Below are 26,963 nucleotides of genomic sequence, written 5' to 3'. Positions count from 1 at the left end.
TTTCATCACCTGAAAATATTATAGGTTGAATTCTGTAAAATATAAAACCTGTAATTGTAAATTTTTATAGTTTTTTACAGATTCTTATTTACTGTTATTTCCTCCTCTAATAAAAAACAGCTTTGTTACCTTTCTATAAAAAGCATCTCACTGATTTATTATGATAATGATTTTAATACACATTTTATTGTTTTACAATAAATAATTATCAATTATAAAGATTTTTTTATTGTATATTTTATTTCAAACAAAAATATATAGTACTACTTATTCAAAAAAATATCCTATAGAATAGACTTTTTTAAACGTCTATTCTATAGGATATTTTTTAATTATCATATTTTTATTTGTTAAAACAACTTAATTCTCAAACACAAAATTAATCTTATTATCTTTCCACTCTAACTTCGCATCAAATGTTTTCTCGCCCTTTTTAAAGCCTTTAATTAAATCTGTCTTTTCACCTTTTAAGAGCTTTGTCATATTCTTTTGCGAGATTGTTTTACTTAATATTTTCTTTGAGATGGTAAAATCACATTGCGTTGTATTGTAGTTAGAACAACCATAAAACGTTGACTTATCAATCACATCGCCATCACATTTTTTACAGCTACCAACCTTTTTACCTGTTGTAAATTTCGATCCTTTTCGCTCAATCGATTCAACATGCAATCCAGTAAAGTCCCATTTCTCTGACATTTCCACTGCATCTTCAATAATTTTAGCTGATAGCTTTTTCGTTTGTTCCATAAATGTAGCTGGTGAAGCCGTACCTTCACCAATTTCTGCAAGACGCTGCTCCCATTTCGCTGTCATTTCTGGTGAAGCTAGTATTTTGTCACCGATTGCGGTAATTAATACTTTCCCTTTATCGGTCGCATACACTTGGTTCTTCTTCACGTCTATATATTTACGGTCTTTTAGCATCGTAATAATACCTGCACGGGTCGCTTCTGTACCTAAACCTTCTGTTTTCTTTAATACTTTCTCCAGCTCTTCATTCTCTAAATACTTACCAGCTGTTTTCATTAACGTAATAAGTTGTCCTTCTGTATAACGCTTCGGTGGTTGTGTTTTTCCCTCTTTCACTTTCACCTTTACAACTTTTCCTTCTTCACCTTCAGCTACAATTGGAAGAATGGTTTCGTCATCTTTATCGTCTTGGAAAATAACTTTACGCCATCCTTCTTGAATTTGCTGTTTTCCTTTTGAAATGAATTCAGCACGTTCATCTACAAGCGTTACAATCGTTGTATAGTCAAAAATCGCAACTTCATAGTGGGCTGCAATAAGCCTTCTTACAATCATATCGTAAATTTTCTTTTCATCACCTGATAATCTACTTGGATTTGTAACTTGCTCTGTCGGAATAATTGCGTAGTGATCTGTTACTTTCTTTTCGTTCACATAACGCTTATTATTCATAATCGATTCAACTGGAGCTGGTAATAAATCTTTATATTCATCAAACTGACTTAACTTCTGTAAAATATCCGGGAACGTCGCTGCCTCTCCTTGGGTAACATAGTTGGAATCCGAACGAGGATAAGAAACAATCCCTTTTTGATATAGTGCTTGCGTTATATCAAGCGTCTTTTTCGGTGAAAACTTAAAGGCTTTATTTGCCGTTGCTTGCAGTGATGATAAGTTAAATAAAAGCGGCGGCTGAAATTCTTTACGCTCCGTTTTCATTTCCTTCACTACAGCCGGTTTACCTTGGCAAAATGCCGCAATTTTATTCGCCATATCAGGGTCTTTTAAGCGGGATTCACTATCCTTCTCCCATTTCCCCTCATACTTCTTTCCTTCTATATTAAAGGTTGCGAACACTTCCCAGAACGGCTCTGACTTAAAGTTTTCTATTTCCTTTTCACGCTTTACGATTAACGCGAGTGTCGGTGTTTGTACACGACCAGCTGAAAATACATCATTCATTCCTTTTTTCTTTAACAAAATACTAAACACACGTGATGCATTCATACCAACGACCCAATCCGCACATGACCTTGTATACGCCTCATAGTACGTATTGATTGTATCTGATTCGTCAAGCAAATTTTTAAATCCTTGGTAAATAGCTTGCTTCGTTAAAGAGGAAATCCAAAGACGCTTCATCGGCTTCTGTACGTTACAAAGATTAATTATATTCCGTACAATCAATTCCCCTTCACGCCCAGCATCGCCCGCGTGAATAATTTCTGTTACCTGTGGATTATGTAACAGCTGTTTCACAACGTTAAATTGCTTATACTTCGACTTTGTTACTTCAAATTGAAAACGCTCTGGAATCATCGGTAACGTATCAAGTGACCATTTTTTCCACTCTGCGTGATAATGTTCTGGATTACATAACTGCGTCAAATGACCAATTGCCCATGTACAGTACGCTCCATTTGGAAATAACTCATTCGCTTCTACTTCTAAATATCCATCTTTCCGGCGATATTTAAATTGTGAAACAAGAGCCAAACCTTGATCTGGTTTCTCGGCAATAATTAATTTCATTTTATAACTCCCTATCTGTATTCCAGTGTTACTTTCATTGTCTATCTGTTTAGAAGCGATGATAAAACAACAATCTTATTTATCATTCGCGGTTTGTCTCGCAAATGAGAGACCTATAATATTATACGCTGATTCTTTGCGGGTTCACAATAGGGAGAAATATATAATCAAAGTAACATCTCAAAATTCATTTTTTGTAACATCCTAATTCTAGAATCCAAAGCTTATTCGCATCTATATTATTTATTACACTTCAAAAAATCCCATTAAAAATATGGTATTAATTCTATCTTTTTAGTAGCTACCGCATTCACTAAATATTCATTATGGTCTACACCAATGATAGTTGGTTCATATTTCTTTATTGCATCAATGAGTTGCTGAATTACGAACATATCTAAATAATTCGTTACCTCATCCCAAATAAATAGCTTATTCTTTCCTAATAATGCATTTGCTAAAAATACTTTCTTCTGCTCCCCCGAGCTCCAGTTTTCACTCGATATATGTGAGAAACTATTACGATTAATTCCTAATTGATATAATAGATGCCAATACTCTTCTTTTTCTTCTTTCGTAGATAACCGATTTAGTAAAGAGTAATACTCTTCCTCTTCTTGATTTTTTTGACGAAGTATTGACACTTGATCAGGTAAATTCACCCTGTAATCTCCAATTGTTTCCAGACTCTCTTCTCCAAGAATAAAATTTAGTAATGTCGATTTTCCAACACCATTTTTGCCTTCAATAAAGAAGCGTTCTGTTGGATAAATATCTATGTTAATCGGTTTAAAAAGAGGTATCCCGTCTCTCAAAATAGAAAAATCACGAAAATATAGTACTTGTTTTCTTGGTTGTTCAACTATCATTTTCAAATTAGACACAGCTTCAATATTATTAATAAGATTTTCTTTTTCTTCAATCATTGCCACTGTCCGTTTTTTAATGGCTTTTGCTCTTTTCATTTGTTTTGCGGCGAGACGTCTTTCTGCGGCATCTCTCGTACTATTCTCTCTTTTCATCCCCCAAGTATTTACTTGTCTTAAAACATCATGAAGCCGTTTTATTTCGGATTTCAGTTTAGAATTTTTTTCTGCAGAAAGCATGTCTGCATTTTCTTTTTCTTGTTTCCATGTATCTACATTGCCACTAATCAAATCAATAGATTCTTGATTTATAGCTAAAATATGATCAACAAATTGATTTAAAAAAGATTCATCATGGCTTGTAAGAATAAACCCTTTTTTTCGCTTTAAATATTGCCCTACAATTTTTCTACCATGCAAATCTAAATTATTTGTCGGTTCATCAATTAAAGGAAATGAATTTTCATTTAAAAATAATTCGATAAGTAAAAGTTTTGTTTGTTCTCCACCACTTAATACATTAAATTGTTTATCTAAAATCTCTGGTGATAAATCCATATAGCTTAACTCTCGTTCAATTTTCCAAACTTCCATAAGTGGGTTTTGTTTCAATAACACTTCTAACGCAGTTATATTTTCATGGCTATGTGGATAGGAAGGAAAGTATTTAAAGTCTAATGCCGATTGGATTGTACCTTCATATTCAAATTCATTCAAAAGAATTTTCAAAAAAGTTGTTTTCCCCCGACCATTCCTACCAATAAGTCCTAACTTCCAATTTTCATCTATATTTAAATCTAAATTTCTAAAAATAGGTTGAATCATCGATACGTATTTAAATGTCATATTTTTCATAATAATATTCCCTGCCACTTAGATCATCCTCTTTCTAGCTATGAACATATCAGCATTTATATTTTATGAAACTTATATGATAATTAAATTCATCCATCAAAACACTTACCTGATCTAGGCATAGTCACTTTGTCTTCTTCTTTTTCAGAGGGTAAATGAAGTAATTCTAAAACTTTATCCATTGATAGTACTAACTTTTCTGATTATTCAAATAATAATGAATAACAATTAAAATATCAATATTTTCTTTTATTGGTTTTCATTTCATTAAATTACAAATAAATAGTGCATAACTTCAAAATTATCATGTCTTCACAATTTTTACAAAAGATTCCACCTATTGAAAAACTTCAAGCGTAGTGTATGCACTCAAAAATAGGTATTGCATGCATAATTTTTCGGCTCTCTTTATATTTGATTACGTGGAAACATAACAAATACCCTATAGATATATACAGATATTGAACCTTCTATATAACACCCTCTAACACATCTCCACAAAAAAAAGACCCTCAAAAACAGAGCGTCTTTCCCAATCGTTATTTCGTAACAACCTCATCTTCTTTTACATTCACATTATTTTCTCTCATAAACTCTTCAATCTCTTCCACTTCTCTAATGATATCTTTTGACAAGTTTTCGTATCCGTCTTTCGTTACAAGAATATCATCTTCAATACGAATACCAATTGATTCTTCTTCAATATAAAGACCAGGTTCAATTGTTATAACCATACCTTCTTCTAATACTCTATCTTTGTATGTTCCTACATCATGTGTATCTAAACCAAGGAAATGGCTGACACCATGATAATAGTATTTTGATAACTCTTCATCTTCTTGAATTAAACCAACTGCTTTGCACCCTTCTGCGAGTACTTTTTTAGCGTGTTCATTTAATGCAGCGAACTTTAGGCCCGGCTTAATAATCTCTGTTGTTTCTTTCAATGCTTTTAATACAATATTATAAATTTGTTTTTGGCGACTAGAGAATGTTCCATTTGCTGGGAATGTATAACTAATATCAGCGTTATAGTAGTCTTTTTGAGCACCTAAATCTAGTAATACTAAATCACCATTTTGAATTTGCGCATCATTATCTTCATAATGAAGAACTGTAGCATTTTTTCCACTTGCCAAAATTGTATTGAACGCATGATGCTTAATGCCAGATGACTTCAGTATGAAGTCAAACTGAGCTTCTAATTCATACTCCATCATGTCTGCTTTTGCATGCTTAAGCACGTTGTAAATGCCCTCTTTCGTTACAGCAATCGCTTCTTTCATAATTTCAATTTCTTCATCTGTTTTAAACACTCGCAATTCACAAATGTTCGGATATACATTACCAATTGTTACGTGTGGATATTGTTCTCTTACACGTTTAGCAAATGCTTGCGTTTTTGTCTCTGTACCATTCCACTCACGACGCTCTAAATCTAAATATAGATGCTTCACATTTTCTGTGAAGAGTATATTTGACATTGTCTTTTCAAAGCTATCTAAATATACAACTTTCTTTATACCCGAAATTTTCTCTGCTTCTTCGTTAGAAACTGTTTTACCGACCCATTTTTCCATTACTGGATCCGACTTTTCAATGAAAAGTGTTTCTTCAACACTATTTCCAACCTTCTTCAACATGAAAATAACATTTGGTTCATCGATTCCTGTTACATAGTAAAAATTCCGATTCGGCACAAATTTATAATGTGCATCTGCTGACATATGAGGTGCTTGTCCCGCAAATAAAATCGTAATAGATTCGTCTGGTAATGTGTTTACTAATCGTTCTCTATTTTGAGCAAAAAATGTTGCTTTCATAATAATCCCCCTAGCGTTCTATGTATGATTAAAAAACTAATGATCTAATCAATTCATTTTATTATTGTTACAATTTTTCGTCAATTTTTAACCATTTTAGATGGTGTTGACATAATTAAAATTAAACGTTACAATAACTATATATTAGTAAGTAACTAATGTAATTAAATCTAACTAGAGGTGAAACAAATGAAAAACATTTTATTCCGTATTAACGAATTATCAAAAAAAGAAAAAGTATCTGGATTAACAGTTGATGAAAAACAAGAACAACAAATGTTGCGTCAAAACTATACACAAACATTTCGTGGAAGCTTAGATTCCATTTTATTAAACACAAAAATTGTTGATCAAAATGGACTTAACGTTACACCAGCCGCATTACAAGATGCTCAAATACGTTTAAAATTAAGCAAATGAGTTCCGCGTTAAAGAATTTTAATAAAACATAAAAAGAGCTGGATTTCCTATATAGAAATTCCAGCTCTTTTTATTGTTTTTTCTAATTTAGCATACGAACGATACATCGCAATTCTCCACGACACAATCATCGCAAATGCGAGTAAGAAAAACATTCCACTTAACTCCGCTAAATCAATCGATTGACTTAAATATGATTTCAACGCTACTCGTACAGCTAATAATCCGACTAAAATAAATATAAATGCTTTTGACGGTTTCATATATATTTGTTCACTTCTTATCTCAAACTTCGTTGTTTTAATAAGGAATATAGAGAAAATAAGTCCTACAGTAATTGCTTCTACTATTTCTAACGATGTTAATCGAAACTCTGGTAAGAAGTACATCATTGCGCCAGTACTCATAAAAATTGGCGGCAATATAATTTTCTTTTTCGTTACCGGCTTTTTCGCTGCTTTAAAGCGAAGAAACATGACACCAACAGCCATACAGACTGCTACAATACTTGATAAAAGTGCTATCATACTTTCCACTCCTATCTATTTAACAGACTTTTTGAGCAAAATCATAAACCAAACGAGCCCGATACTTATAATAACATGACCTAATCCAGCCATATGGCTTAAACCGTTAAAGTCAGTTCCATTTACTTGTAGAAGACCTCTCCATAGCATTGTAGCAATAGTAAAAAGTAATCCTACATTATAAACAACAAACCACGCACGAAAACTCTTTGTTTCTTGTACATGAAACACTTTACATAAAGCTAAAGCAATTAAAAAGAATACGAAACCGAGCACTAATACATGTGTATGCACCAATTGCAACATTGTGGATCCTTTAATTCCTTGTGCTTTCGAGTACTCTCTTGCAAAAACTCCTGATAATAAACCGATAATTAAGTAGCTGAATGCTGCATTATATAATTTCTTCATTCTATTCCTCCTGCTGTAAACTTTCTATTATTCGCTGCAATCATTTTACGCAAAGTTTATGAACGGAATATGAACAAAATATTACATTCAACATTTAAATATAAAAAAACCATTCCACAATTTATATTTGTGGAATGGTTTTTCAACTTATTTTAAATCTTCTATTGAGAAAGCACCTGGCAGTAATTGCTCAACAGTCACTTCTTTTTCATCGCCTTTTACATTCGTTAGTAATACAGGCATTTTCGGTTCACAGAATTCAGCAATTACTTGTCTACAAGCACCACACGGTGAAATCGGTCCGTCCGTTTCTCCTGTAATAACTAAGTAACTAAAGTCGCGCTCACCTTCTGATACTGCTTTAAAGATCGCTGTTCTTTCTGCACAGTTACATAAGCCATAAGAAGCATTTTCTATATTACAACCAGTATAGATTTTCCCTTCTTTCGTAACTAACGCTGCACCAACAGGAAATTTTGAATACGGAATATATGCTTTTTCTAACATTTTATTTGCTTCTTCAATATATTTTTTCTTATCCATATTATTTCCTCCTCAAAGTAAGTGTAATTATGATTAGTCAGTAATAACTGTATGCACTAATTTAGGAGCCACTGCTGTTTCAGCAATAGAAATGTTCTCATAAATTTTTGCTTTTACATCTTCTACATTTTCGCGGTTTGCGTAGATTGTTACGAATGGCTCGCCTTCTTTTACTGCATCGCCAACTTTTTTACGTAACATTAATCCTACTGCTAAATCGATTTCATCTTCTTTTGTCGCACGGCCAGCACCAAGTAGCATAGCTGCGATACCAATTTCATCTGCAACAATGTTAGAAATAACACCTGAAGTTTTTGCAGGTACATCAATTACATACTTCGCCTGTGGCATTTTTTCTGGATTGTCTACAATTGAGCTATCTCCGCCTTGATTACTTAAGAACTCTTTAAACTTCTCTGTTGCTTTTCCGTTTTTCATAACTTCAATTAACATTTCACGCGCTTCTTCTAGTGTATTTGCTTTTTTCGCAAGTACAACCATCTGACTTCCTAATACAAGTACTAATTCTGTTAAATCTTCTGGTCCTTCACCTTTTAACGTATCAATCGCTTCTTTCACTTCTAGAGCGTTACCAATTGCAAAACCAAGTGGTTGTGACATATCTGAAATAACAGCCATAGTTTGACGTCCTACATTATTTCCGATACGTACCATTGCATGTGCTAATTCTTTTGCATCTTCTTCTGTTTTCATAAATGCGCCAGCACCTGTTTTTACATCAAGTACGATTGCATCTGCACCAGCTGCAATTTTTTTACTCATAATTGAACTTGCGATTAAAGGAATTGAGTTAACCGTTCCGGTTACATCGCGTAATGCATAAATCTTTTTATCTGCAGGTGTTAAGTTTCCTGTTTGTCCAATAACAGCTACTTTGTCACGGTTTACAATATCAATAAATTGTTCTTTTGTAATTTCAACGTGGAATCCTTCTACCGCTTCTAATTTATCAATTGTTCCGCCTGTATGTCCTAAACCACGACCAGACATTTTTGCTACTGGTACATCTAAAGCAGCAACTAATGGTCCTAATACTAAAGTTGTTGTATCACCAACACCGCCAGTTGAATGTTTGTCTACTTTAATTCCTTCAATTGCTGATAAGTCAATCGTTTCACCAGACTCAACCATCGCCATCGTTAAATCTGCACGTTCGCGATCTGTCATATCTTTAAAGAAGATTGCCATTGCAAGTGCACTCACTTGATAATCAGGAATACTTCCGTCTGTATATCCATTAATAAAGAATTTGATTTCTTCAGTCGTTAATTCTTTACCGTCACGTTTTTTCGCAATAATATCTACCATTCTCATTACAATCACCATTCCTTTTTATATGATATGAATCTATTAAAATAATAATCCTACGATTGTTGCTGATAAGAAGCTTACTAATGTTGCGCCGAAAAGTAATTTCAAGCCAAATCTTGCGACTACATTCCCTTGCTTTTCATTTAAGCTCTTAACTGCCCCTGCAATAATTCCAATTGAGGAGAAGTTTGCAAATGAAACTAAGAATACAGATATAATCGCTGTCGTTCTATCTGAGAAATTAAAGTTTCCTTGTGCTAAATCTGTCATAGCGACAAATTCATTTGATACTAATTTTGTTGCCATAATATTTCCAGCATTAACTGCTTCATGCCAAGGTACACCCATAATAAATGCAAATGGTGCAAATACATAACCAAGAATTTCTTGGAATGAAATACCTATTACACCTTTAAATACGGCATTAATGAATGCGATAAGAGCTACGAAACCAATTAACATAGCTGCTACTGTAATCGCAACTTTAAATCCATCAATAATGTATTCCCCTAATACTTCAAAGAAGGTCTTCTTCTCTTCTTCTTGTACTTCTAACATATCTTCTTCCTCAGTAACTTCATACGGGTTAATGATAGAAGCAATGATGAAGCCGCCGAATAAGTTAAGCACCAAAGCGGTTACAACATATTGTGGTTTTAATAACACCATATATGATCCAACGATAGACATAGAAACGGTAGACATTGCTGATGCACATAATGTATACATTCTTTTCTCTGGCAATAACCCTAATTGTTTCTTAACTGAAATAAATACTTCAGATTGTCCTAAAATCGCAGAAGCAACAGCATTATATGATTCTAGTTTCCCCATTCCATTTACTTTACTTAATGCTAGACCGATAGATTTCACAATAATAGGTAATACTTTAATGTGCTGCAAAATACCGATTAAAGCTGAGATAAATACGATTGGCATTAATACACTTAAAAAGAACGAAAACTCTTTTTGATTCACTAATCCACCAAATACGAAATTCACACCGTCAGCGGCATATTTTAACAGCTCTCCAAAACCATCTGCTATTCCGCTAATTAATATATTCCCTACACTTGTATTTAATAATAAAAACCCCAAAATGAATTGTAATATAACCATCGTTATGATTGGGCGATATTTGACTTTCTTTCTATCATTACTAGCAAGCCAAGCGATACCTAAAATCAATACGAGGCCAAAAATACCGATTAAGTATTTCATAAGCCGTCTCCTCCCATTCGTATCCGCTTACATTTTTTAAAATTATTACAGCAATAGATACACTTTACTTTGTGTATCTATTGCTTTTGACTTCATTAATGATTAGTAGTTATCTGTAGCACCTTTTGCATCATTTAATACGATTGCAACACTAGCACTTGCTCCAACGCGAGAAGCTCCAGCCGCTACCATTTTGTCTGCATCTTCACGTGTACGAACGCCACCAGATGCTTTTACACCAACGTTTGGTCCTACTGTTTTGCGCATTAATGCGATATCTTCAGCAGTTGCTCCACCAGTTGAGAATCCAGTTGAAGTTTTTACGAAATCAGCACCAGCTTTTACTGATAATTCACAAGCACGTACTTTCTCTTCCTCTGTTAATAGGCAAGTTTCAATGATTACTTTTACAAGAGCTTTTCCTTTTGCTGCTTGTACTACTTCATAAATGTCTTTTTCAACGAACTCATTGTCGCCATCTTTTAAAGCACCTACGTTGATTACCATATCAACTTCAGTTGCACCTTTTGCGATAGCATCTTTTGTTTCAAATGCCTTTGTTTCAGTCGTGCTTGCTCCTAATGGGAAACCGATTACAGTACAAACATCTACATCATGTCCAGCTAGTTCATCAGCCGCTAGCTTTACCCATGTTGGGTTAACACAAACAGAAGCGAATTTATATTCCTTTGCTTCTTCGATTACTTTCATAACATCTTCTTTTGTAGAATTAGCTTTTAAAATTGTATGGTCAATTAACTTTGCAATGTTCATTATCTTCACTCCTCATATCTTTTAACAACTTCATTCTAACTCTTAGTTGAACAAATGTAAATACACTTTTGAAATTTTGTTCATTCTTTTAAAAGAAATTTTCTTGTATTAAATAAAGCACATTCTAACTAAGAAACGCTTCATATGTAAAATCAAAACTTCTATATTAACAATAATAGTATGTATCTCAATATCCATAATTATTTTTAAAAAGGCAATTTGTATTCAAAAAACACTCCTATCATTCATACATAACAAAATAAAAGGCTTTCTCAAAATTAATATCTTGAGAAAGCCTTTTATTTTTAACCTTTTTGATAATGCAACAATTCTTTTGCTGTATGCTGATCGATAATTAATACATTTGCATATCCGCCACGTAACGCACCATCAATTGCTTTTATTTTTCTGTTACCACCTGCAACTAAAATAGAGCGTTTCTTTAATTTCAGTTCCTCTAGCTCAATTCCAATTGTACGTTTATTAATTTCTTCGCTACTAATATTTCCGTCTCCATCAAAGAAACGTGAACAAATGTCACCGACCGATTGTTTTTTGAGTAAATTTGTTTCATCCTTATCGAAATAACCTAATCGGAATAATAGCGCTTCGTCTCGCACTGTTCCTACAGTAAAAATTGCAATATTCGCTTGTTTTCCCATTTCGATAATGTGATGAATATGTCGATCCTGCTCTACTAATTCTTTTGTCACTGCATTATCAAATATAACTGGGAGAGGTAGATTTCTTGGCGTCGTTTGAAAAGCATCTGCAAATAATGCTATCGTCTCATTCGCATAAGTATTTACACTCGAATGACTAATACCACCTTTTAGCTGGACAACTTCTACACCTTTTACATGTTGCGGTACAATTTTCCTAGCGATTTCATACATCGTCATTCCCCAGCTTACACCAACGATATCACCGTTTTTAACCGTCTTTTCCATATACTCAGCAGCATATTTACTAATATACTCTGTAATCGTTGCATATTCCGGAACTGGAGAAAATACGACATGTGCCTCTAATAAGTTATACTTTTCTTTCAGTAAGTTCCCGACGTTATCTAAATCCGCAAATGGATCAGCTATACTAATTTGAACAAACCCTTTCTCTTTCGCGTACTTTAACAATCTAGAAATCGTTGGTCTTGAAATATTTAATTTGTTAGCAATTTCTTGCTGACTATAATCTGATTGATAATATAATCTTGCAACTTCAACGCTTAATTGTTGTTTATCCTTTTCCATAGTAACTCATTACAAATCCTTTCCTGTATTTCCCTTTCGTTACAAGCATTATACAGCTTTATGCAAGAAATTTCGACTATCGAATTTTATCTACCTGAACTTCTATTACATTTGTTCTATACAAGGAAACCTTATTGTGTAGATTTACAAACTCAATATAGATACACTTGAAACATGTAAATCGATTTATATGTAATTCATTTTTTTCTTTTTCTGTAGTAACGATAACAAAGTCCAATAAGAAACATGAAAAATCGTCTAAAAGCTATTCAAATCCCCCTCATAAACAGAAGATACATTTTATGAGGGGGATTTATTCAATTTAATTCTATAAAAATTGGATGGAAACAATGCAAGTTCCCACTTATTTAGAATAAGTGAAAAGATGATGCTTTATTTGTTCAATAAAATATTGATGGTGTATATTATCGTTAGATACGCGACTTGCCATAATGGCTCCTTCCATTGAAGATGCAAGAAAAGAAGCGAGCGATATAATGTGTATATCTTCTTTAAATTCTTGTTTCTCTATTCCTTCCTTTATGAGAGAGGCCATTAACATTACTGTATCATCATAACCTTTTGCTGCTGCTTTTTGTAATTCTGGAAATACTCCCGTACTTTCAATTGCGCTATTAAGCAATGGACAGCCTCCAGCAATTGGGGGATTATTAGCTGCATCTTGATATACAAGGAAAATGGCAAGGATTTTATCGATTGCCGTCTTTTTATTTTCCATTGCTTTATGAAAATGCCCCCACATAATCTCACCACTTTTGTCGTAGGCAGCAAGGACAATTTCTTCTTTATTTTTGAATCTACGATAAATAGCTCCTTTAGATAGTTCAGTAGCTGTCATTATATCCTGGATGGATGTGTAAGTTATCCCATTAGTATTAAATAAATATAAAGATGTTTCAATAATCTTTTCTTTTACCTTATCAACTTTAGTCATGCTTTGTAATCCTCCTAATGAAAACGATCCTAATATTCTAGGTAATGTTTACCCTCTATTTTCTTAATTTTTTTGTAAGTATAAATACGTTTGGAACAGAAATATCTTATCAATCCCTATCTTATGGAAACCTCAAACAATACAGTTTGAAAAGAAGTTAATCAAATTGTATTATTTATATAAAATAAGTGAATTTTCTGTCAAAATAACATGACCAATTGTTTAATTCAGTCATGCTATACAACTAATTTCACCTAAAATTGTAGAGATATAAAAATATATAGTTAATTTTAACGTATAGACATACGATTATTATATATAATTTTTATTAATATGTTTAGCTAAAGTGTTTAAACTACCCCACTTTCACTTCGTATATTAAGATATCTCCCGGAGTCCTTGCGGTTAAAAGCCTTATCACTTCATTCTATAAAAAGCTAATTGTCAAAAATGAATGAGTACTGAAATTTGCTTGTAAATAAGCAACTGAGATATAAATATATTTGTAGTTTACCATTTTTATTTTATTAATAATTTATAAAAGGGGTTTAAAAAACTAGCAACTTATAGTATCATTAGTTTTCGAACCGAACCGTCCGGTTTGGTATTTATATAAATATATTTTAGAAGGAGAACCTAATGCAGCAAGAAAAATCAAAAATTCTAAGTAATTTAATTATGGAGGTAATAAAGTGAACTTTATAAAAACGAATACAAAAGAAATTATTATGCTAATAATTTATACACTGTTTATGCCATTTCAAATCGGCTTGTTCATATTATTTGGGATATCACTTTTAACTAACAGCAATATAGTTGAATCAGAATTTGTTCTTAGTGCCATCTGTTTGACTATACCTGCTATTGTGGGAATCATTTTCTTTAGGAAAGAAATTATTGAGAGTTTTGCTTATTTTAAAGAGAAGACAATTTTGAAAATAGTAAGTGTTCCTCTGGTGGTTTTATTTATGGTAAGTGTAGAACAGGCTGTTATGCGTTTTCTAGCACTTGGTCAGCCAGCGAACCAAGAAGAGGTCCTTAAACAGGCCGCAGAGACACCTCTTATATTAACACTGCTAGTATCTGGTATTCTTGCTCCATTGCTTGAAGAACTTGTGTTTCGTCATGTATTATTAAATCGTCTTTCGAATTATATCGGTACTGCTATTGCATCTATCATTTCGATTCTAATTTTTACATTCCTTCATACGAACCAACTTTCGGATTATGCTCTTTATTTACCTGGCGCGGTTATACTTACTGCGGCTTATCTTATTTCTAACAGATCCCTTGCATATGTTATGGCGATACATATGTTAAATAATTCTATTGCTTTTATTCAATTGCATATGTCATAGGAAGACATATGTAATTACAGGTTTTGATGCAAAAATACTCTATGTTTTTATCGAGTATTTTTGGCACCACAACCACTTTTTCTACGGCATAAGAAAGCCGTAAGATAGCTAATTAAAACTACAACTTATTAGGAGAGTGTCAGTCATGATTGTAACAACAACGTCTGGAATTCAAGGTAAAGAAATTATTGAGTATATCGATATTGTAAATGGTGAAGCCATTATGGGTGCAAATATTGTCCGCGATGTATTCGCTTCTGTTCGTGATGTTGTCGGTGGTCGTGCTGGTTCTTATGAAAGCAAGCTAAAAGAAGCTCGTGATATCGCAATGGATGAAATGAAAGAACTTGCAAAACAAAAAGGTGCGAACGCGATCGTTGGTATTGACGTAGATTACGAAGTTGTTCGTGATGGAATGTTAATGGTTGCTGTAAGTGGTACAGCTGTACGTATATAAGTAAATAAAAAAACGGATTCCCCCTTGGAATTTATATTTTGAGGGGAAATCCTGGTTCTGTTGCAGATTTTAAAGAAGAAATAACCACCTTTTTTATTTTTCGTTTCATCTACATATTTATTTTTGGAAAAATAACCCAACTCCAAATACTAACAATACTGTGCCCGTAATCCCCTCCATTGTACGGTTCACTCGTTCTTTTCTTAAAAAAGTTCTTAATTGGCGTATTAGAGAGATATAAAGCAAATACCATATTGCGGTCAAAGTCGTAAATGTGAGTCCTAACAAAAGAAATTGGAAGAAATGATTTTGATTACTCATAATAAATTGTGGGAGAAAGCTTAGGAAAAATACAGCCGTTTTTGGGTTTAAGATTGCCGTTGTAAATCCTTGTCTAAAACTTTTAATCGTTCCAGTATCCTTAAAGTTCATGTCCATTCCACCTAACATGTCCTCTTTTTTAGAAAAGGCACTTTTAATTGACTTTACAGCTAAGTAAATTAAATAAAAAGCCCCAACATATTTTATTAATGTAAATATCATAGAGAATTTCATTAGGATGGCAGAGAGTCCTAGCGTAGCCATTATTGTATGAATCATCATTCCAGATATCGTTCCTAAGACAGTCTTCATCCCACCATTTTTACCATACGAGATAGTATTTTTTGTAACTAGTGCAAAACCAGGACCAGGCATGATTATGATTAACATTGCTGTAATGATAAATAACAAATAATTTTCCATATTCTAGTATTCCCTTTCCGATTTTTTAATTTTTCTTACAGTATAGCTTTTTTCATTAAAACATTACATATTATCCAATAGCCACATTGATAAAACACATGAAAACTTATATATAAAATTACAAGTTCAACTCTTACAAAAAACGTGATAAAAAATAACCAGCGGAACTAGTCCACTGGTTATTTCGCCATGCCTTCATGTAATTTTTCTGTATAATCTTTTACATCTTTCCAGCTAGCTTTCGCTGTATTCAAATCTTCTTTTATAAACGTAAACTCTTCCGGACTAATTCCTTTTACGTTTTGTAGTAAATTATTATATTTTGCACCTACTGTATACCATTGATTTGATATGTTTTGCAATGCTGTAATTGCTGCATCAATCGTTTCAGTCATATTTGTTGTTTTATTTTTTACATCAGTTAAAATTGCAACTTCTGCTTGTGCGCCAGAAATTCTATCTTTTAAATTGGAGATTTCTCGTTCTGCATTTGCGATATCTTTTTTCGCAATGGCAATCATTGGTCCGCCAGCAAGACATGTTATTAACGCTACGCAAAGTACACCACCAGCAATGACCATATCATTACTCTTTTTGATTGAGTCATTATATGTATTGATTTGTTGTTCTAAAGCTGGAATACCGGCATTCGTACTTGCTAAAATCGCTGTTAATTGATTTGTATCTTCTTTAAAACTATTTGTGTCCTTCGCCATTCTATCACGAAAAGCTTTCAAATCCCTTAATAATACATCTACCTCATTTTGGTTCTTTACAATATCGGCATACAATTTTTCTAAATCCGCTTTTAATTTTACACTATCCTTTTGATCAATAGCTATTAACATGCTATTATAATACGCTTGAAAAGTATTATTGTAATTAATAATATTTTGATCCGTTTTCATAATTTGAGGCTTCATACTATTTAACCAATACGCCGCATTAATTTTTGCATCTCTTTGATGCTGAATCATATTCCCTTTAAATTCACCATTAATCGAACTTATTTTGCTCAAATCAGTTTCTTGCTGATTTTGAATTAATTTTGCATATGAATCCATTGCGAATATGCTCGACGTCGTTTGGGCCATAACATCTTGGAATCCAGCTGGCCCTAGAGAATAATTTTTCGCACTTTCTTGTAACACCTTTACATTTTGTTCTGCTGCAAAAGGATGTAAAGGAAATGCGTTACTCGTTGCTACCCCAGCGATCATTAACGCTAAAAGACATTTTTTATAAAATCTTTTCTGCATACTTTTCACCTATTTTCTTTATAAGGGTATAAAAAGCTCCTGCTCACAACTGAACAGGAGCTTCAAATCATTCATCAATACGTAACGCTCTAACGAGTCGTATTCGATTATGCTTTTTTTGTGTCTACTACTTTAATGTCTTCAGCATAAATCTTTTCTGCATAGTCTTTAATGTTTTTCCAGCTATCTTTCGCAATGTTTAAATCTTCTTTTATGAAAACAAGGTCGTTCGGACTAATTGAATCTACATTTTGAAGTAAAGAATTGTATTTTGATCCCATTGTATACCATTGATTTGAAATGTTTTGCAACGCTGTAATAGCAGTATCAATTGTATTTGTTAAATACTCCGTTTGTGTTTTAATGTTTGTTAGTCCTGCTACCTCTAATTGAGCAGTTGTAATTTGTCCAGTTATTTTTTGAATTTCCGCTTGTGCATTATCAAGCTCTTTCTTCGCTAATACGATTCCAGCTGTGCCACCGCCCACAGCCGCTGCGCCTCCTGCAATTAATGCGACTCCTAACGGCGTTCCTGCACCTGTCGCAATAACTACTGCACCACCAATAATTGCAATTGGTCCTAGAGCTGTCGCAACAGATGAGCCGATAATAATTGCATTATATTTACTAATCGCTTCATTGTACGTTGTAATTTGATTTTGCAGAAGCGGGATTCCTGCATCTTGACTAGCTAATATGGATGTAATTTGATTTGCATCACCTTTGAAGTTTTGCGTATCGGACGTCATTTTATTTCGAAATTTCTTCAAGTCTTCTACTAATTGGTCTACTTGTGCTTTATTTTCATTAATACTACTTGATAATCTAGTTAATCCTTTCGTAAGCGTCGCTTTATCTTTTGCATCAACCGCAGCAACTAAAGTATCATAATAGTTTTGGAATTTCGTATTGTAATTAATAATATTTTGATTCGTTGAAATAAGCTGTGGTTTTAATACATCTAACCATTGCTTCGCATTTCCTCTAGCTGTATCTTGGTGCTGAATCACTTTCCCTTTTAAAGCCGCATCAACAGACGATACATTACCAAAGTTAACATTACCTTGTTTGATAATTGTTAATGCGTACAGATCCATTACTAAAGCGTTTGAACCTGTTCTTTCCATTGCATCTTTTAGGCCTTCTGGTCCTAATGAGTATTCCTCATAGTCATTATAAGCTTTTGCTACCGCATGAACTGGAGCTTGTTTCACTGTACTTTCAGCTGCATACGTATGGGCTGGCATGATGTTCCCTGCTGCAAATACTGCCATAAGTGTTGATAGAGCCATTACTTTATAAGGTTTTTTTGTCATTTTTCTTCTCTCCCTATATCGTTACTTATTTTTAATGTACTTCAACGTTTGTAACGTAATCTTCAAATTGATTTGTTTGCTTATTCATTTCATCACTTACTTTTTTAATTTGATTGAAATGTTTTTGAAGTAAACTACTATCTGTATATGTGCCTTCTTCAACATTCTTTTGAATTTGGATCATATTGTTGTTTAAAACTTTCCAATCCGTTAATAACGTTTCTAAAGTTGTAATTTGACGGTCAATTAGTTCTGTAAAGCTACTTACTTGATCTTCAACGAATGTAATTTGTGTCGCCTCTGCTTCAGTTTGTGATAATTTTTGAATAAGTGGTAGGAGCTCTTTTTGTTTTTGCTGAATACGAAGAGCCGCTTCCCTCGTTTGACTATCGGCAGCATTCACAATTTCATTACTTAAAGTACCAATAGAAACAAAATCAATTGTTTTCGTTTGTGCAGTTTGATTTGTAATTGTAAATACTTGTTTACCGATATTAATAGAACCTTTAATAATTTCTTGAGGTCTATTCAAAATAGTCGTTAATTCAGCTTGAATTTCCCCTTGAATTCTTTTAATATCTTCTCTTAATTTCACAATATCTCCACTTGATCCTTGCAGTGTTTTTATCGCTTCATCAGCTTTAATTGATAAGTTATTACTATCTTTGTCCAATACCGTTTTAAATCGGTTTAACTCTAATAAATCTTGCTCCATACTCTCTTGGATGCTTTGTACTTGCAATTGCAGTTTTCCATATGCATTTGTAAAATCTGCTTTTGATTGTTCATCTTCATTTATGTTTCCTGCTAGTTCATAGAGCTTACTATAATAGCTATTAAATCTAGTACTATATCTCATCATCTCTTGATTTAAGTCAATGAGCTTCGGATTATATTCATCAATCCACTCTCTTACATTTGCCTTTGCAAACTTTTGATGATTCGTTAAACTACTCATTGCGTTTACCTTAATGTCTGGCTGTTGTAAAATAACTAGTCCATATGCTTGTATAAGCGGTGACTGTGATCCTAACATTCTAATTGAATTAGATAATGTATTTGGAGCAATTACATTTTGTACATATACTGTTTTCACTTCTGATTGCCCCTCCTTAGCGTAAGCGCTTACAGGAATGAAGCAACTCGTAGATACTGCCGTAACCAATAACCCTGTAATTAAAGTCTTTTTCACTTTAACTCCTCCTATGTATTAGCAACTATTACTATCGCTTTTTATTATTCTATTTTCTTGCATATAATTTGAGATAGTTAAAATAGAGAACGTTCTCACCGCAATCCATGTACGAACCACCTCTCCCAACTTTTATTGCTACAGCACTTACTTATCGTTATAAAACATTTCACATGTGTTTAGTATGAATAACATTGCATAAATTTTCTATTCCAGCTCATTTCCCGTATTCGTACAGTGAATATATTACACAAAAATACTATTCATTTTAGATTAATCCACGTAGAAAAATATGAAATTTTGTTTTGTCTTCATATAAGTTTTGTACTGTAAGGTCATTTAAACACAGCTATTTATATAACGTAAAGAAGTATTTTCATCCCCTTTATTTCCAAGCTTTCATGTCCTTATTTCAAAATATAATCCGCTTCACTATTTCAATTGGAATATCCATATACCACAACAAAAAACCCTACTTATTCACAGACGCTAAAATTATATTAATATATCTTTTGGACTCATATGCAATTATGCATAGCATATACACAAAAAGGATAGCTTCACTTTCATGAAGCTATCCTTAAAAATCTTCTTACTTTTTCAAATGATATGGAACTGTCGTAATAACAACATTTCTTTTATAAAGTAAATACGCGCGAATGAGTAAACTAGACTGATTATGAAGAATGTTATGCCAACCTTTTTTCGGTATGAACTGTGGTATCACGACCGTAACTCGGTAATTTGATTCACTCGCTTTATACTGTACTGTATCAATAAACTTCGTTAGCGGTTGAATAATGCTTCTATAATGAGAATGTAAGGTAACAAGTCTTACTTCAGGTTGCCACTTCTTCCATTTCTCTTCAAATTTCTTTTCCTCTTCTCTGTCAAAAGCAACATATACAGCAATAACTTGATCTGCAGAAAGAGACTTCGCATAGTTTAATGAATTCTCTACTACATGCGTCATACCAGCTACTGGAACGACAATTACATTCCCCTCAATTGGAATAAGAGGTTCGCAAGTTTTTAAGCTTAATTGATCACCCACTGCATCATAATGCTTCTTAATTCGATGGAATAAGAAGATAATAACTGGTAAGAAAATAAGAATCGACCAAACTTGTGCAAATTTAGTTAAAAAGAACATGCTCATTACGATAAAACTAATTACTGCACCAATTAAATTGACCGTTAATCGTAAAGCCCATCCTTCCGGTTTTTCACGAAGCCATTTTAATACCATACCACTTTGAGAAAGGGTAAATGGAATAAATACACCTACTGCATATAACGGGATTAAATGCTCTGTTTGTCCTTGGAAAGCTACAATTAAAATAATCGATGCGATTCCAAGTATAATAATTCCATTTGAGTAACCTAGGCGATCTCCTCTAATCGTAAACATTCTCGGTATGAATTTATCTTTTGCAAGGTTAACCGCTAATAAAGGAAATGCAGAATAGCCTGTATTAGCAGCGAGAATTAATATTAAAGCTGTTGTACCTTGTATGAAATAGTACATAAAATTACGTCCAAATGTTTGTTCAGCAATTTGAGAAACAACTGTTACTTCTTTACTCGGAGTCACTCCGTAATAATAAGCTAAAAATACAATTCCTGAAAATAACACAGCAAGTAATGCACCCATTGCAAGCAATGTTTTTGCAGCATTGTTTGGCCCAGGATCCTTAAAGTTCGGAATTGCATTTGAAATTGCTTCAACACCTGTTAAAGCAGAACTACCTGATGCAAATGCTCTTAGTAATAAAAATAAACTAATTCCTGCAACTGGTGTTCCAATCGGCGTATGTAAAGTAGGTGAAACTTGACCAGTTAAAATATTATATATGCCCACACCAATTAAAATAAATAGTGCTAAGACGAATAAATAAACAGGATATGCTAGCACGGAAGCTGATTCCGTTACTCCTCTTAAATTTAATATCGTAATTAATATAACAAATATAACCGCAATAATTACGTTGTGTGCATGTAAGCTAGGAAACGCAGACGTAATTGCATCTGTACCAGCGGACACACTTACCGCAACAGTTAAAATATAGTCAACTAATAAAGATCCTCCAGCAATTAAGCCTGGATTCATCCCTAAATTTTCTTTTGATACAACATACGCTCCCCCGCCATGCGGATAAGCAAAAATAATTTGACGATAAGATAAAATAAGGGCTGTCAATAATACTAATACCCCAATGGCTATCGGAATAGAATACCAATAAGCTATCGCTCCAACACCTGCTAGTGCAATTAATATTTGCTCTGGACCATATGCAACTGATGACAATGCGTCAGAAGAAAGAATGGCTAGCGCCTTCGTTTTATTAAGCTTTTGCTCTCCTAACTCAGTTGATTTTAAGGGCCTTCCAATTAAAAACCTTTTAATAGATGAAACCAATGCTGTCCACTCTCCAATAATTTTGTACGAACGATTCTGCTTGTTACAGCCAGTAAACTATTTCTTCAGAAAACAAAAAATGTCTACAAGCCATAGCGAAATAGACTTGTAGACATTATTTTTTTTGTCGCACAAGCTCCACCTTCCTTCTCAATATAACGCTTACGAGGTTAGCTGTCGGATTCGGGCCTATGAGTAGCCCTACCTCTTTCAAGGATTCACCCCATTAGATTAAGAACTAATCCATAAGAACGGGTCCCCCGTACCATGCGGTTTCAGCGATTTAGAAAATTGAAACTGTGGATTATAATACTCCTTTATTTTCAAAATGTAAACAAAAATTTTGAAAAAGAAAAAATTAAAATGATTGCGCATAATCCGCCAGTAAATATACATAATGAATACTAAAAAATCGATAAAGGAGACCTATATGTCTAAAGAAAAGAAGCCTATTTTTTCCGATTCCTATTTAGATGCATTAGCAAATGAAATTAATCAATTATACGGTAAACGTGAACAGGAAATAAATTTGACCGATAGAACAAAAAGAAATAAATGATTTGTCATAAAAAAGAAAGCAATACACTTATATATTGCTTTCTTTTTTATTTTTTCATACATCCAATTCTATTGCTGATTTGTTAAAGGTCATTTCTTCATACACCTTTAAATTTTGATATACCGCACCCAATAATGGTGCTTCTATAGAAAATTGTTCTGCTGCATCTAGTAAGTATCCTTGTAAGTGCTCACCTTCAATGAACGAACCTTTTTCCATATCACGCTGCATCGATGACTTCATATTATACGAAATTTTATCAATTGTTTTCATATGTTCTTGGACAATATTATCTTTAATTGGCGCTCCTATACATCTCATAATTTGCATACATTCTTCAAATAAGTTTTGGATAAAATCGCGTCCACCTTCGCTTTCACGAATCGGTCCTATCGGTGCCCGCATTAATGTCGTCACACCCGACATTACAGTAATAAATAAATATTTATGCCACATATCTTGCATAATGTTTTCACTTAAAATAAAACTAGATTTCGTACCTGCAAATGCTTTAGAAATATGCTTTATTCTCTCTGAATCTTGAGACTTCATTTCTCCAAACACAAGTCTGTTGGCAGCGCTAGTTTGTACAATTTCTCCTTGATCGTTTAAAGTCGTCTCGATAAAGCATAAACCGCCAATTACTTTTTCCTCACCGAATTCCTTTTGTAATAGTGATACATGAGCGATACCATTTAACAATGGAATAATCACAGTGTTTTCACCTACAAAAGGCTTCACATCTTGAATTGCCTCGTTTAAGTGATACGCTTTTGTTGAAAATAAAATGACATCAAATGGAGCAGTTCGATCTTCTTTCGTTATTAATTTCGGTTGGAAGGAAAAATCCCCGTTAACACTGCGGATTACAAGTCCTCTTTCCTCCAATTGTTTTTTCCTTTTACTGCGAACAAGAAACGTAACCTCTTCTCTCTTTTCTACTAAGCGTCCCCCAAAAAATCCTCCAACGCCGCCAGCTCCTAATACTAAAATCCGCATACAACATCCCCCTTTTCAAAATATCAATTTATAACTTTTAGTATACATAACATTATACATGTCCCCTACTAAATAAGCTGAATTTTCATTCTTAATCAAGTATAAAACAGTGGTTATTTTCAAATAAATTTGGGCATGTTGTTTTTATAGCATATATGGAAAGGAAACAATGTAAATGGAGGCAATACAAACAATTGAAGAAAAAGATGTAACAACAGCTATATTTCAATTTATATTCCCGTTTTCTTTTAAAACTGGGTATGAACAAAATATGTTCCCTTTCTTACAGAAAAATGACTTTCGCCCTTTTCGACTCGATCATCTTGAAAATGAAAATACATACTATGGAAAGTTTCAAGTTTCACATCAAAATATGGAAGCATACTATCTTTCATTTACAAATAAAATTTTATTTCCTCATTCAGAACATCAAAAGGGGTTGCAGCGCTATTCTAAAGACCTTAATTTAACTGGACATTTAACAACAAATCTTATTTCCGTTCCATTTAAGATTCATTCTATTGACGTAACACTTTGTCCTTATGAGCTTGGCTTCTTAACAATTCGGACAGAAGTAGAGACCGCTCCAAACATGACATTATCAGAAGCAATTGAATTCGCCGCCCGCTTCCGTGTACTTGAAACTAAAAATGATACAAATGAAACGATTTGCATTGAATGTAATGGAAAAAAATATTCCCAAGTAGAAAGATTCATTTTTGGTTATTTATTTCATGGCGTAACAGATTTCTTTGAGAAGAAGAGATTAAGAAGTTCTTACTTTCAAACCTTTCCTTTCTTTGAAGATCAAAGAATGTACGTTCAAACTTTACTATGTATAAAAGCAGATATGGAGCTTACCGAAGTGGATGTTTATCGTACTTCCAGCCTTTCTGGGTTAACAAGTAACGGCAAGGCTTATGTAAGTGCAAATAATCTTCCTTATATTCATGATTATTTAAAACAACACGCTTACCAGAGGTGGGCTCCAAATCGCTATTTCATAATGGAAGAACATATATTCACCTGTGTAACAAATGAGGGGGAACACGAATTTACTAAGCTTGCGAGTCAAATGTATGGGGAGTTTTATTACGCTTTATTATTAAATCTATTTCATAAAATTGTTTTGTTAAAAATGGCAAACGCTTATGCTGAACTAAACATTGAAAAAGATACAAATGAAATCGAGAAATTAATTTATTCAATCAATTCATTTACTGCGAATTACTTTTCTTTAGAGCTCGTATCCCAATCACAGAGTGAAGATATTTTCTTTCGCTTAAGAAAGCTTTTTAACATCGAGGTTTTATACTCGAATGCAAAACAAAATCTTGATAGTTTGTTTAAATATCAAGAAAATATCGCTTCTAAAAAGGATAGTCTTTTATTATTAATTTTAACGCTTTACTCTGTTGTGGGCCAAATGTTAGGGTTTACTATGATTGACCTATTAAGAAACACCGATTCAAACAAAATATCGTCGCCACTTGAATTTTTCGCGCTTTTAATAGCAATTAGCGGCATCGTCATTTCACTTATTTTAGGTGCGCAAAGTTTATACCAATGGGGTCTACAACATAAACGAAGAAAAGCATGGGTTAAACAAACTGTACTTTCTGCTGTGAGAGAGAAAGATGATTCGAAATAAAGAAGATTATTTTTACATTGAAGTATGTGGTACGCTACAGTAATTGAAATTTTTATCAGCGATTTTTCGGATATATCGGCGCATCTCGAAATATATCAGCGATTTTTTAAATATATCAGCGCAACTCAAAATATATCGGCGATTTTCCAGATATATCGACTTACCGACAGAAACCGACAAAAGGCTGAACCGGACAATATAAAAAGGGTATTCCAACATACAGTTTGGAGTACCCTTTTTTATTACACGAATTCCTCTTACTTCCCTGCTTCGATTTTCTCTAATGCAGCAGCTACTTGTTCTTCCGTTAATTCATGTTGTATTACGTAGCGATTACGTGGGCTTACACGGCATTCGTGAGAACATGCACGTAAATATTTCGCTTCGTTTTCTTCAGAACATAAAATTTTCTTGTTACATTCTGGATTGGCACAATTTACATAGCGCTCACAAGGTTCACCTGTAAAGTAGTCTTTACCAACGATAACATGTTCTTTTTGGTTTACTGGTACAGCGATACGCTCATCGAACACGTAACATTGTCCATCCCAAAGCTCACCTTGTACTTCTGGGTCTTTTCCGTACGTTACAATACCGCCGTGAAGCTGACTTACATCTTCATAACCTTCACGAACTAACCAACCAGAAAACTTCTCGCAACGAATTCCGCCTGTACAGTACGTTAAAATCTTTTTACCTTCAAGTACTTCTTTATTTTCACGAATCCAATCTGGTAATTCACGGAATGATTCGATATCAGGTTTAATCGCACCTTTGAAGTGACCTAAATCAAATTCATAATCATTTCGTGCATCAATGATAACTGTATCTTCTTGTTTCATTGCTTCATAAAAATCTTTTGGCTCTAAATACTTACCAGTGATTTCGTGTGGGTTAATGTCATCTTCTAGACGAAGTGTAACTAATTCTGGACGAGGACGCACGTGCATTTTCTTAAATGCATGACCATCAGCTTCATCTATTTTAAATACGATACCGTCAAAACGTGGATCGTTGTTCATAGCTTCCATGTATTTCTCTGTTTGTTCTACAGTACCAGAACAAGTTCCGTTAATACCTTCTTTTGCTACAAGAATTCTACCTTTTAATTCAAGTGAATTACAAAATGCTAAATGCTCTGCCGCGAATTCTTCTGGGTTTTCAATTGTTGTGTACATGTAATATAGTAATACTCTGTATGGTTTTGTAGTTGCCAATGTATTTCTACCACCTATCTAATTTTTAAAATCATGTATAAGTTAACGTTCATATCAAAACATATATAATAAGAAAATGAATCCCATTTTCTTCTCTTTATACTATTTTCTATCAGTTAACAAAAATAAAAAACAAGATTACACACCAAAACACTATGGTTATGTTGTAATCCCAATATATTATATATCATACAAATGCAATTCCATCAATTAATATGCTGTATTATCGGCTTTATGTTCACATAAATTTCAAAAACAGCCCTTTAATTCATTATGTTTCCCCACGTCATCACACCATAAACTCCCA

The 26,963-nt window shown here is 33.4% G+C and carries 23 protein-coding genes and 1 riboswitch; of the genes, 5 read left to right on the top strand and 18 right to left on the bottom strand.

Annotated elements, in window-relative coordinates:
* Positions 1-360: 360 nt before the first annotated feature.
* The 3 genes from topB to PDK19_RS16800 all read right to left on the bottom strand — a co-directional run bounded on the left by topB (position 361) and on the right by PDK19_RS16800 (position 6,049).
* Positions 361-2,505: a DNA topoisomerase III gene (gene topB / locus PDK19_RS16810; protein WP_000766741.1), complete on the bottom strand. Its 2,145-nt coding sequence runs from the start codon at positions 2,503-2,505 to the stop codon at positions 361-363.
* Between the two features lie 266 nt (positions 2,506-2,771).
* Positions 2,772-4,244, bottom strand: coding sequence for an ATP-binding cassette domain-containing protein (locus tag PDK19_RS16805; RefSeq protein WP_080495755.1), 1,473 nt, complete (start codon positions 4,242-4,244; stop codon positions 2,772-2,774).
* A 521-nt stretch (positions 4,245-4,765) separates the two neighbouring features.
* Entirely contained in the window at positions 4,766-6,049 is a 1,284-nt protein-coding gene (locus tag PDK19_RS16800) for an aminopeptidase P family protein (protein ID WP_074615320.1), read from the bottom strand.
* Positions 6,050-6,238: 189 nt separating this feature from the next.
* Here PDK19_RS16800 and PDK19_RS16795 point away from each other — a divergent pair, with 189 nt between their 5' ends.
* Positions 6,239-6,469, top strand: a complete 231-nt coding sequence (locus PDK19_RS16795; RefSeq protein ID WP_000789788.1) for a DUF896 domain-containing protein — start codon at positions 6,239-6,241, stop codon at positions 6,467-6,469.
* Between the two features lie 47 nt (positions 6,470-6,516).
* Here PDK19_RS16795 and PDK19_RS16790 read toward each other — a convergent pair whose 3' ends face one another.
* The 8 genes from PDK19_RS16790 to PDK19_RS16755 form a co-directional block, all read right to left on the bottom strand.
* Complete coding sequence (locus tag PDK19_RS16790) at positions 6,517-6,996, bottom strand: CcdC family protein (RefSeq protein WP_049112293.1); 480 nt, start codon at positions 6,994-6,996, stop codon at positions 6,517-6,519.
* Between the two features lie 15 nt (positions 6,997-7,011).
* Positions 7,012-7,407, bottom strand: a complete 396-nt coding sequence (locus PDK19_RS16785) for a DUF2871 domain-containing protein (RefSeq protein ID WP_000737882.1) — start codon at positions 7,405-7,407, stop codon at positions 7,012-7,014.
* A gap of 147 nt (positions 7,408-7,554) precedes the next feature.
* Positions 7,555-7,950: a cytidine deaminase gene (locus tag PDK19_RS16780; protein WP_000358526.1), complete on the bottom strand. Its 396-nt coding sequence runs from the start codon at positions 7,948-7,950 to the stop codon at positions 7,555-7,557.
* Positions 7,951-7,983: 33 nt separating this feature from the next.
* Positions 7,984-9,285, bottom strand: coding sequence for a pyrimidine-nucleoside phosphorylase (locus PDK19_RS16775; RefSeq protein WP_001983022.1), 1,302 nt, complete (start codon positions 9,283-9,285; stop codon positions 7,984-7,986).
* A 36-nt stretch (positions 9,286-9,321) separates the two neighbouring features.
* Positions 9,322-10,503 (bottom strand): NupC/NupG family nucleoside CNT transporter, encoded by a 1,182-nt coding sequence (locus PDK19_RS16770; RefSeq protein WP_029440895.1) that lies wholly within the window; start codon positions 10,501-10,503, stop codon positions 9,322-9,324.
* 102 nt (positions 10,504-10,605) lie between these two features.
* Positions 10,606-11,277, bottom strand: coding sequence for a deoxyribose-phosphate aldolase (gene deoC / locus PDK19_RS16765; RefSeq protein WP_049112298.1), 672 nt, complete (start codon positions 11,275-11,277; stop codon positions 10,606-10,608).
* A gap of 305 nt (positions 11,278-11,582) precedes the next feature.
* A complete protein-coding gene (locus tag PDK19_RS16760) occupies positions 11,583-12,530 on the bottom strand; it encodes a sugar-binding transcriptional regulator (protein ID WP_000409781.1) in 948 nt (315 codons plus the stop codon).
* A gap of 364 nt (positions 12,531-12,894) precedes the next feature.
* Positions 12,895-13,485 carry a TetR/AcrR family transcriptional regulator gene (locus PDK19_RS16755; protein WP_000169653.1) on the bottom strand — a complete coding sequence of 197 codons (591 nt, stop codon included), beginning with the start codon at positions 13,483-13,485 and terminating at the stop codon, positions 12,895-12,897.
* Between the two features lie 692 nt (positions 13,486-14,177).
* Between PDK19_RS16755 and PDK19_RS16750 the strand changes: the two genes are divergently transcribed.
* Complete coding sequence (locus tag PDK19_RS16750; RefSeq protein WP_074614940.1) at positions 14,178-14,843, top strand: CPBP family intramembrane glutamic endopeptidase; 666 nt, start codon at positions 14,178-14,180, stop codon at positions 14,841-14,843.
* Between the two features lie 145 nt (positions 14,844-14,988).
* Positions 14,989-15,300 carry a heavy metal-binding domain-containing protein gene (locus PDK19_RS16745; protein ID WP_000637515.1) on the top strand — a complete coding sequence of 104 codons (312 nt, stop codon included), beginning with the start codon at positions 14,989-14,991 and terminating at the stop codon, positions 15,298-15,300.
* Positions 15,301-15,417: 117 nt separating this feature from the next.
* Here PDK19_RS16745 and PDK19_RS16740 read toward each other — a convergent pair whose 3' ends face one another.
* From PDK19_RS16740 to PDK19_RS16720, 5 genes are all read right to left on the bottom strand, one after another.
* Positions 15,418-16,044 carry a LysE family translocator gene (locus PDK19_RS16740; RefSeq protein ID WP_049111387.1) on the bottom strand — a complete coding sequence of 209 codons (627 nt, stop codon included), beginning with the start codon at positions 16,042-16,044 and terminating at the stop codon, positions 15,418-15,420.
* A gap of 179 nt (positions 16,045-16,223) precedes the next feature.
* Entirely contained in the window at positions 16,224-17,303 is a 1,080-nt protein-coding gene (gene nheC, locus PDK19_RS16735) for a non-hemolytic enterotoxin NHE subunit C (RefSeq protein ID WP_001171979.1), read from the bottom strand.
* A 107-nt stretch (positions 17,304-17,410) separates the two neighbouring features.
* Positions 17,411-18,619, bottom strand: coding sequence for a non-hemolytic enterotoxin NHE subunit B (nheB, locus tag PDK19_RS16730; RefSeq protein ID WP_049111386.1), 1,209 nt, complete (start codon positions 18,617-18,619; stop codon positions 17,411-17,413).
* A gap of 31 nt (positions 18,620-18,650) precedes the next feature.
* A complete protein-coding gene (gene nheA, locus PDK19_RS16725) occupies positions 18,651-19,811 on the bottom strand; it encodes a non-hemolytic enterotoxin NHE subunit A (RefSeq protein ID WP_049111384.1) in 1,161 nt (386 codons plus the stop codon).
* Positions 19,812-20,403: 592 nt separating this feature from the next.
* The gene (locus PDK19_RS16720; protein ID WP_000254875.1) at positions 20,404-22,230 is read right to left on the bottom strand and encodes an APC family permease; all 1,827 of its coding nucleotides are present in this window, start codon (positions 22,228-22,230) and stop codon (positions 20,404-20,406) included.
* A 144-nt stretch (positions 22,231-22,374) separates the two neighbouring features.
* Positions 22,375-22,521: riboswitch (cyclic di-AMP (ydaO/yuaA leader) on the bottom strand.
* Positions 22,522-22,660: 139 nt separating this feature from the next.
* Here PDK19_RS16720 and PDK19_RS16715 point away from each other — a divergent pair.
* The gene (locus tag PDK19_RS16715; protein ID WP_000031869.1) at positions 22,661-22,789 is read left to right on the top strand and encodes a hypothetical protein; all 129 of its coding nucleotides are present in this window, start codon (positions 22,661-22,663) and stop codon (positions 22,787-22,789) included.
* Positions 22,790-22,843: 54 nt separating this feature from the next.
* On the opposite strand, the gene panE is transcribed toward PDK19_RS16715, so the two are convergent.
* Positions 22,844-23,788, bottom strand: a complete 945-nt coding sequence (gene panE / locus PDK19_RS16710; RefSeq protein ID WP_001221930.1) for a 2-dehydropantoate 2-reductase — start codon at positions 23,786-23,788, stop codon at positions 22,844-22,846.
* Positions 23,789-23,963: 175 nt separating this feature from the next.
* On the opposite strand from panE, the gene PDK19_RS16705 reads away from it, so the two are divergent.
* Positions 23,964-25,439, top strand: a complete 1,476-nt coding sequence (locus PDK19_RS16705) for a hypothetical protein (RefSeq protein WP_074614938.1) — start codon at positions 23,964-23,966, stop codon at positions 25,437-25,439.
* A 257-nt stretch (positions 25,440-25,696) separates the two neighbouring features.
* Here the strand turns inward: PDK19_RS16705 and trhO are convergent, their stop codons facing one another.
* Positions 25,697-26,656, bottom strand: a complete 960-nt coding sequence (gene trhO / locus PDK19_RS16700; RefSeq protein WP_000246219.1) for an oxygen-dependent tRNA uridine(34) hydroxylase TrhO — start codon at positions 26,654-26,656, stop codon at positions 25,697-25,699.
* Positions 26,657-26,963 lie beyond the last annotated feature (307 nt).

The sequence above is a fragment of the Bacillus cereus group sp. BcHK124 genome (assembly GCF_027712065.1).
In the GTDB taxonomy this organism is placed as follows: Bacteria; Bacillota; Bacilli; order Bacillales; family Bacillaceae_G; genus Bacillus_A; species Bacillus_A pacificus.
This window is presented reverse-complemented; position numbering and strand designations above follow the sequence as displayed.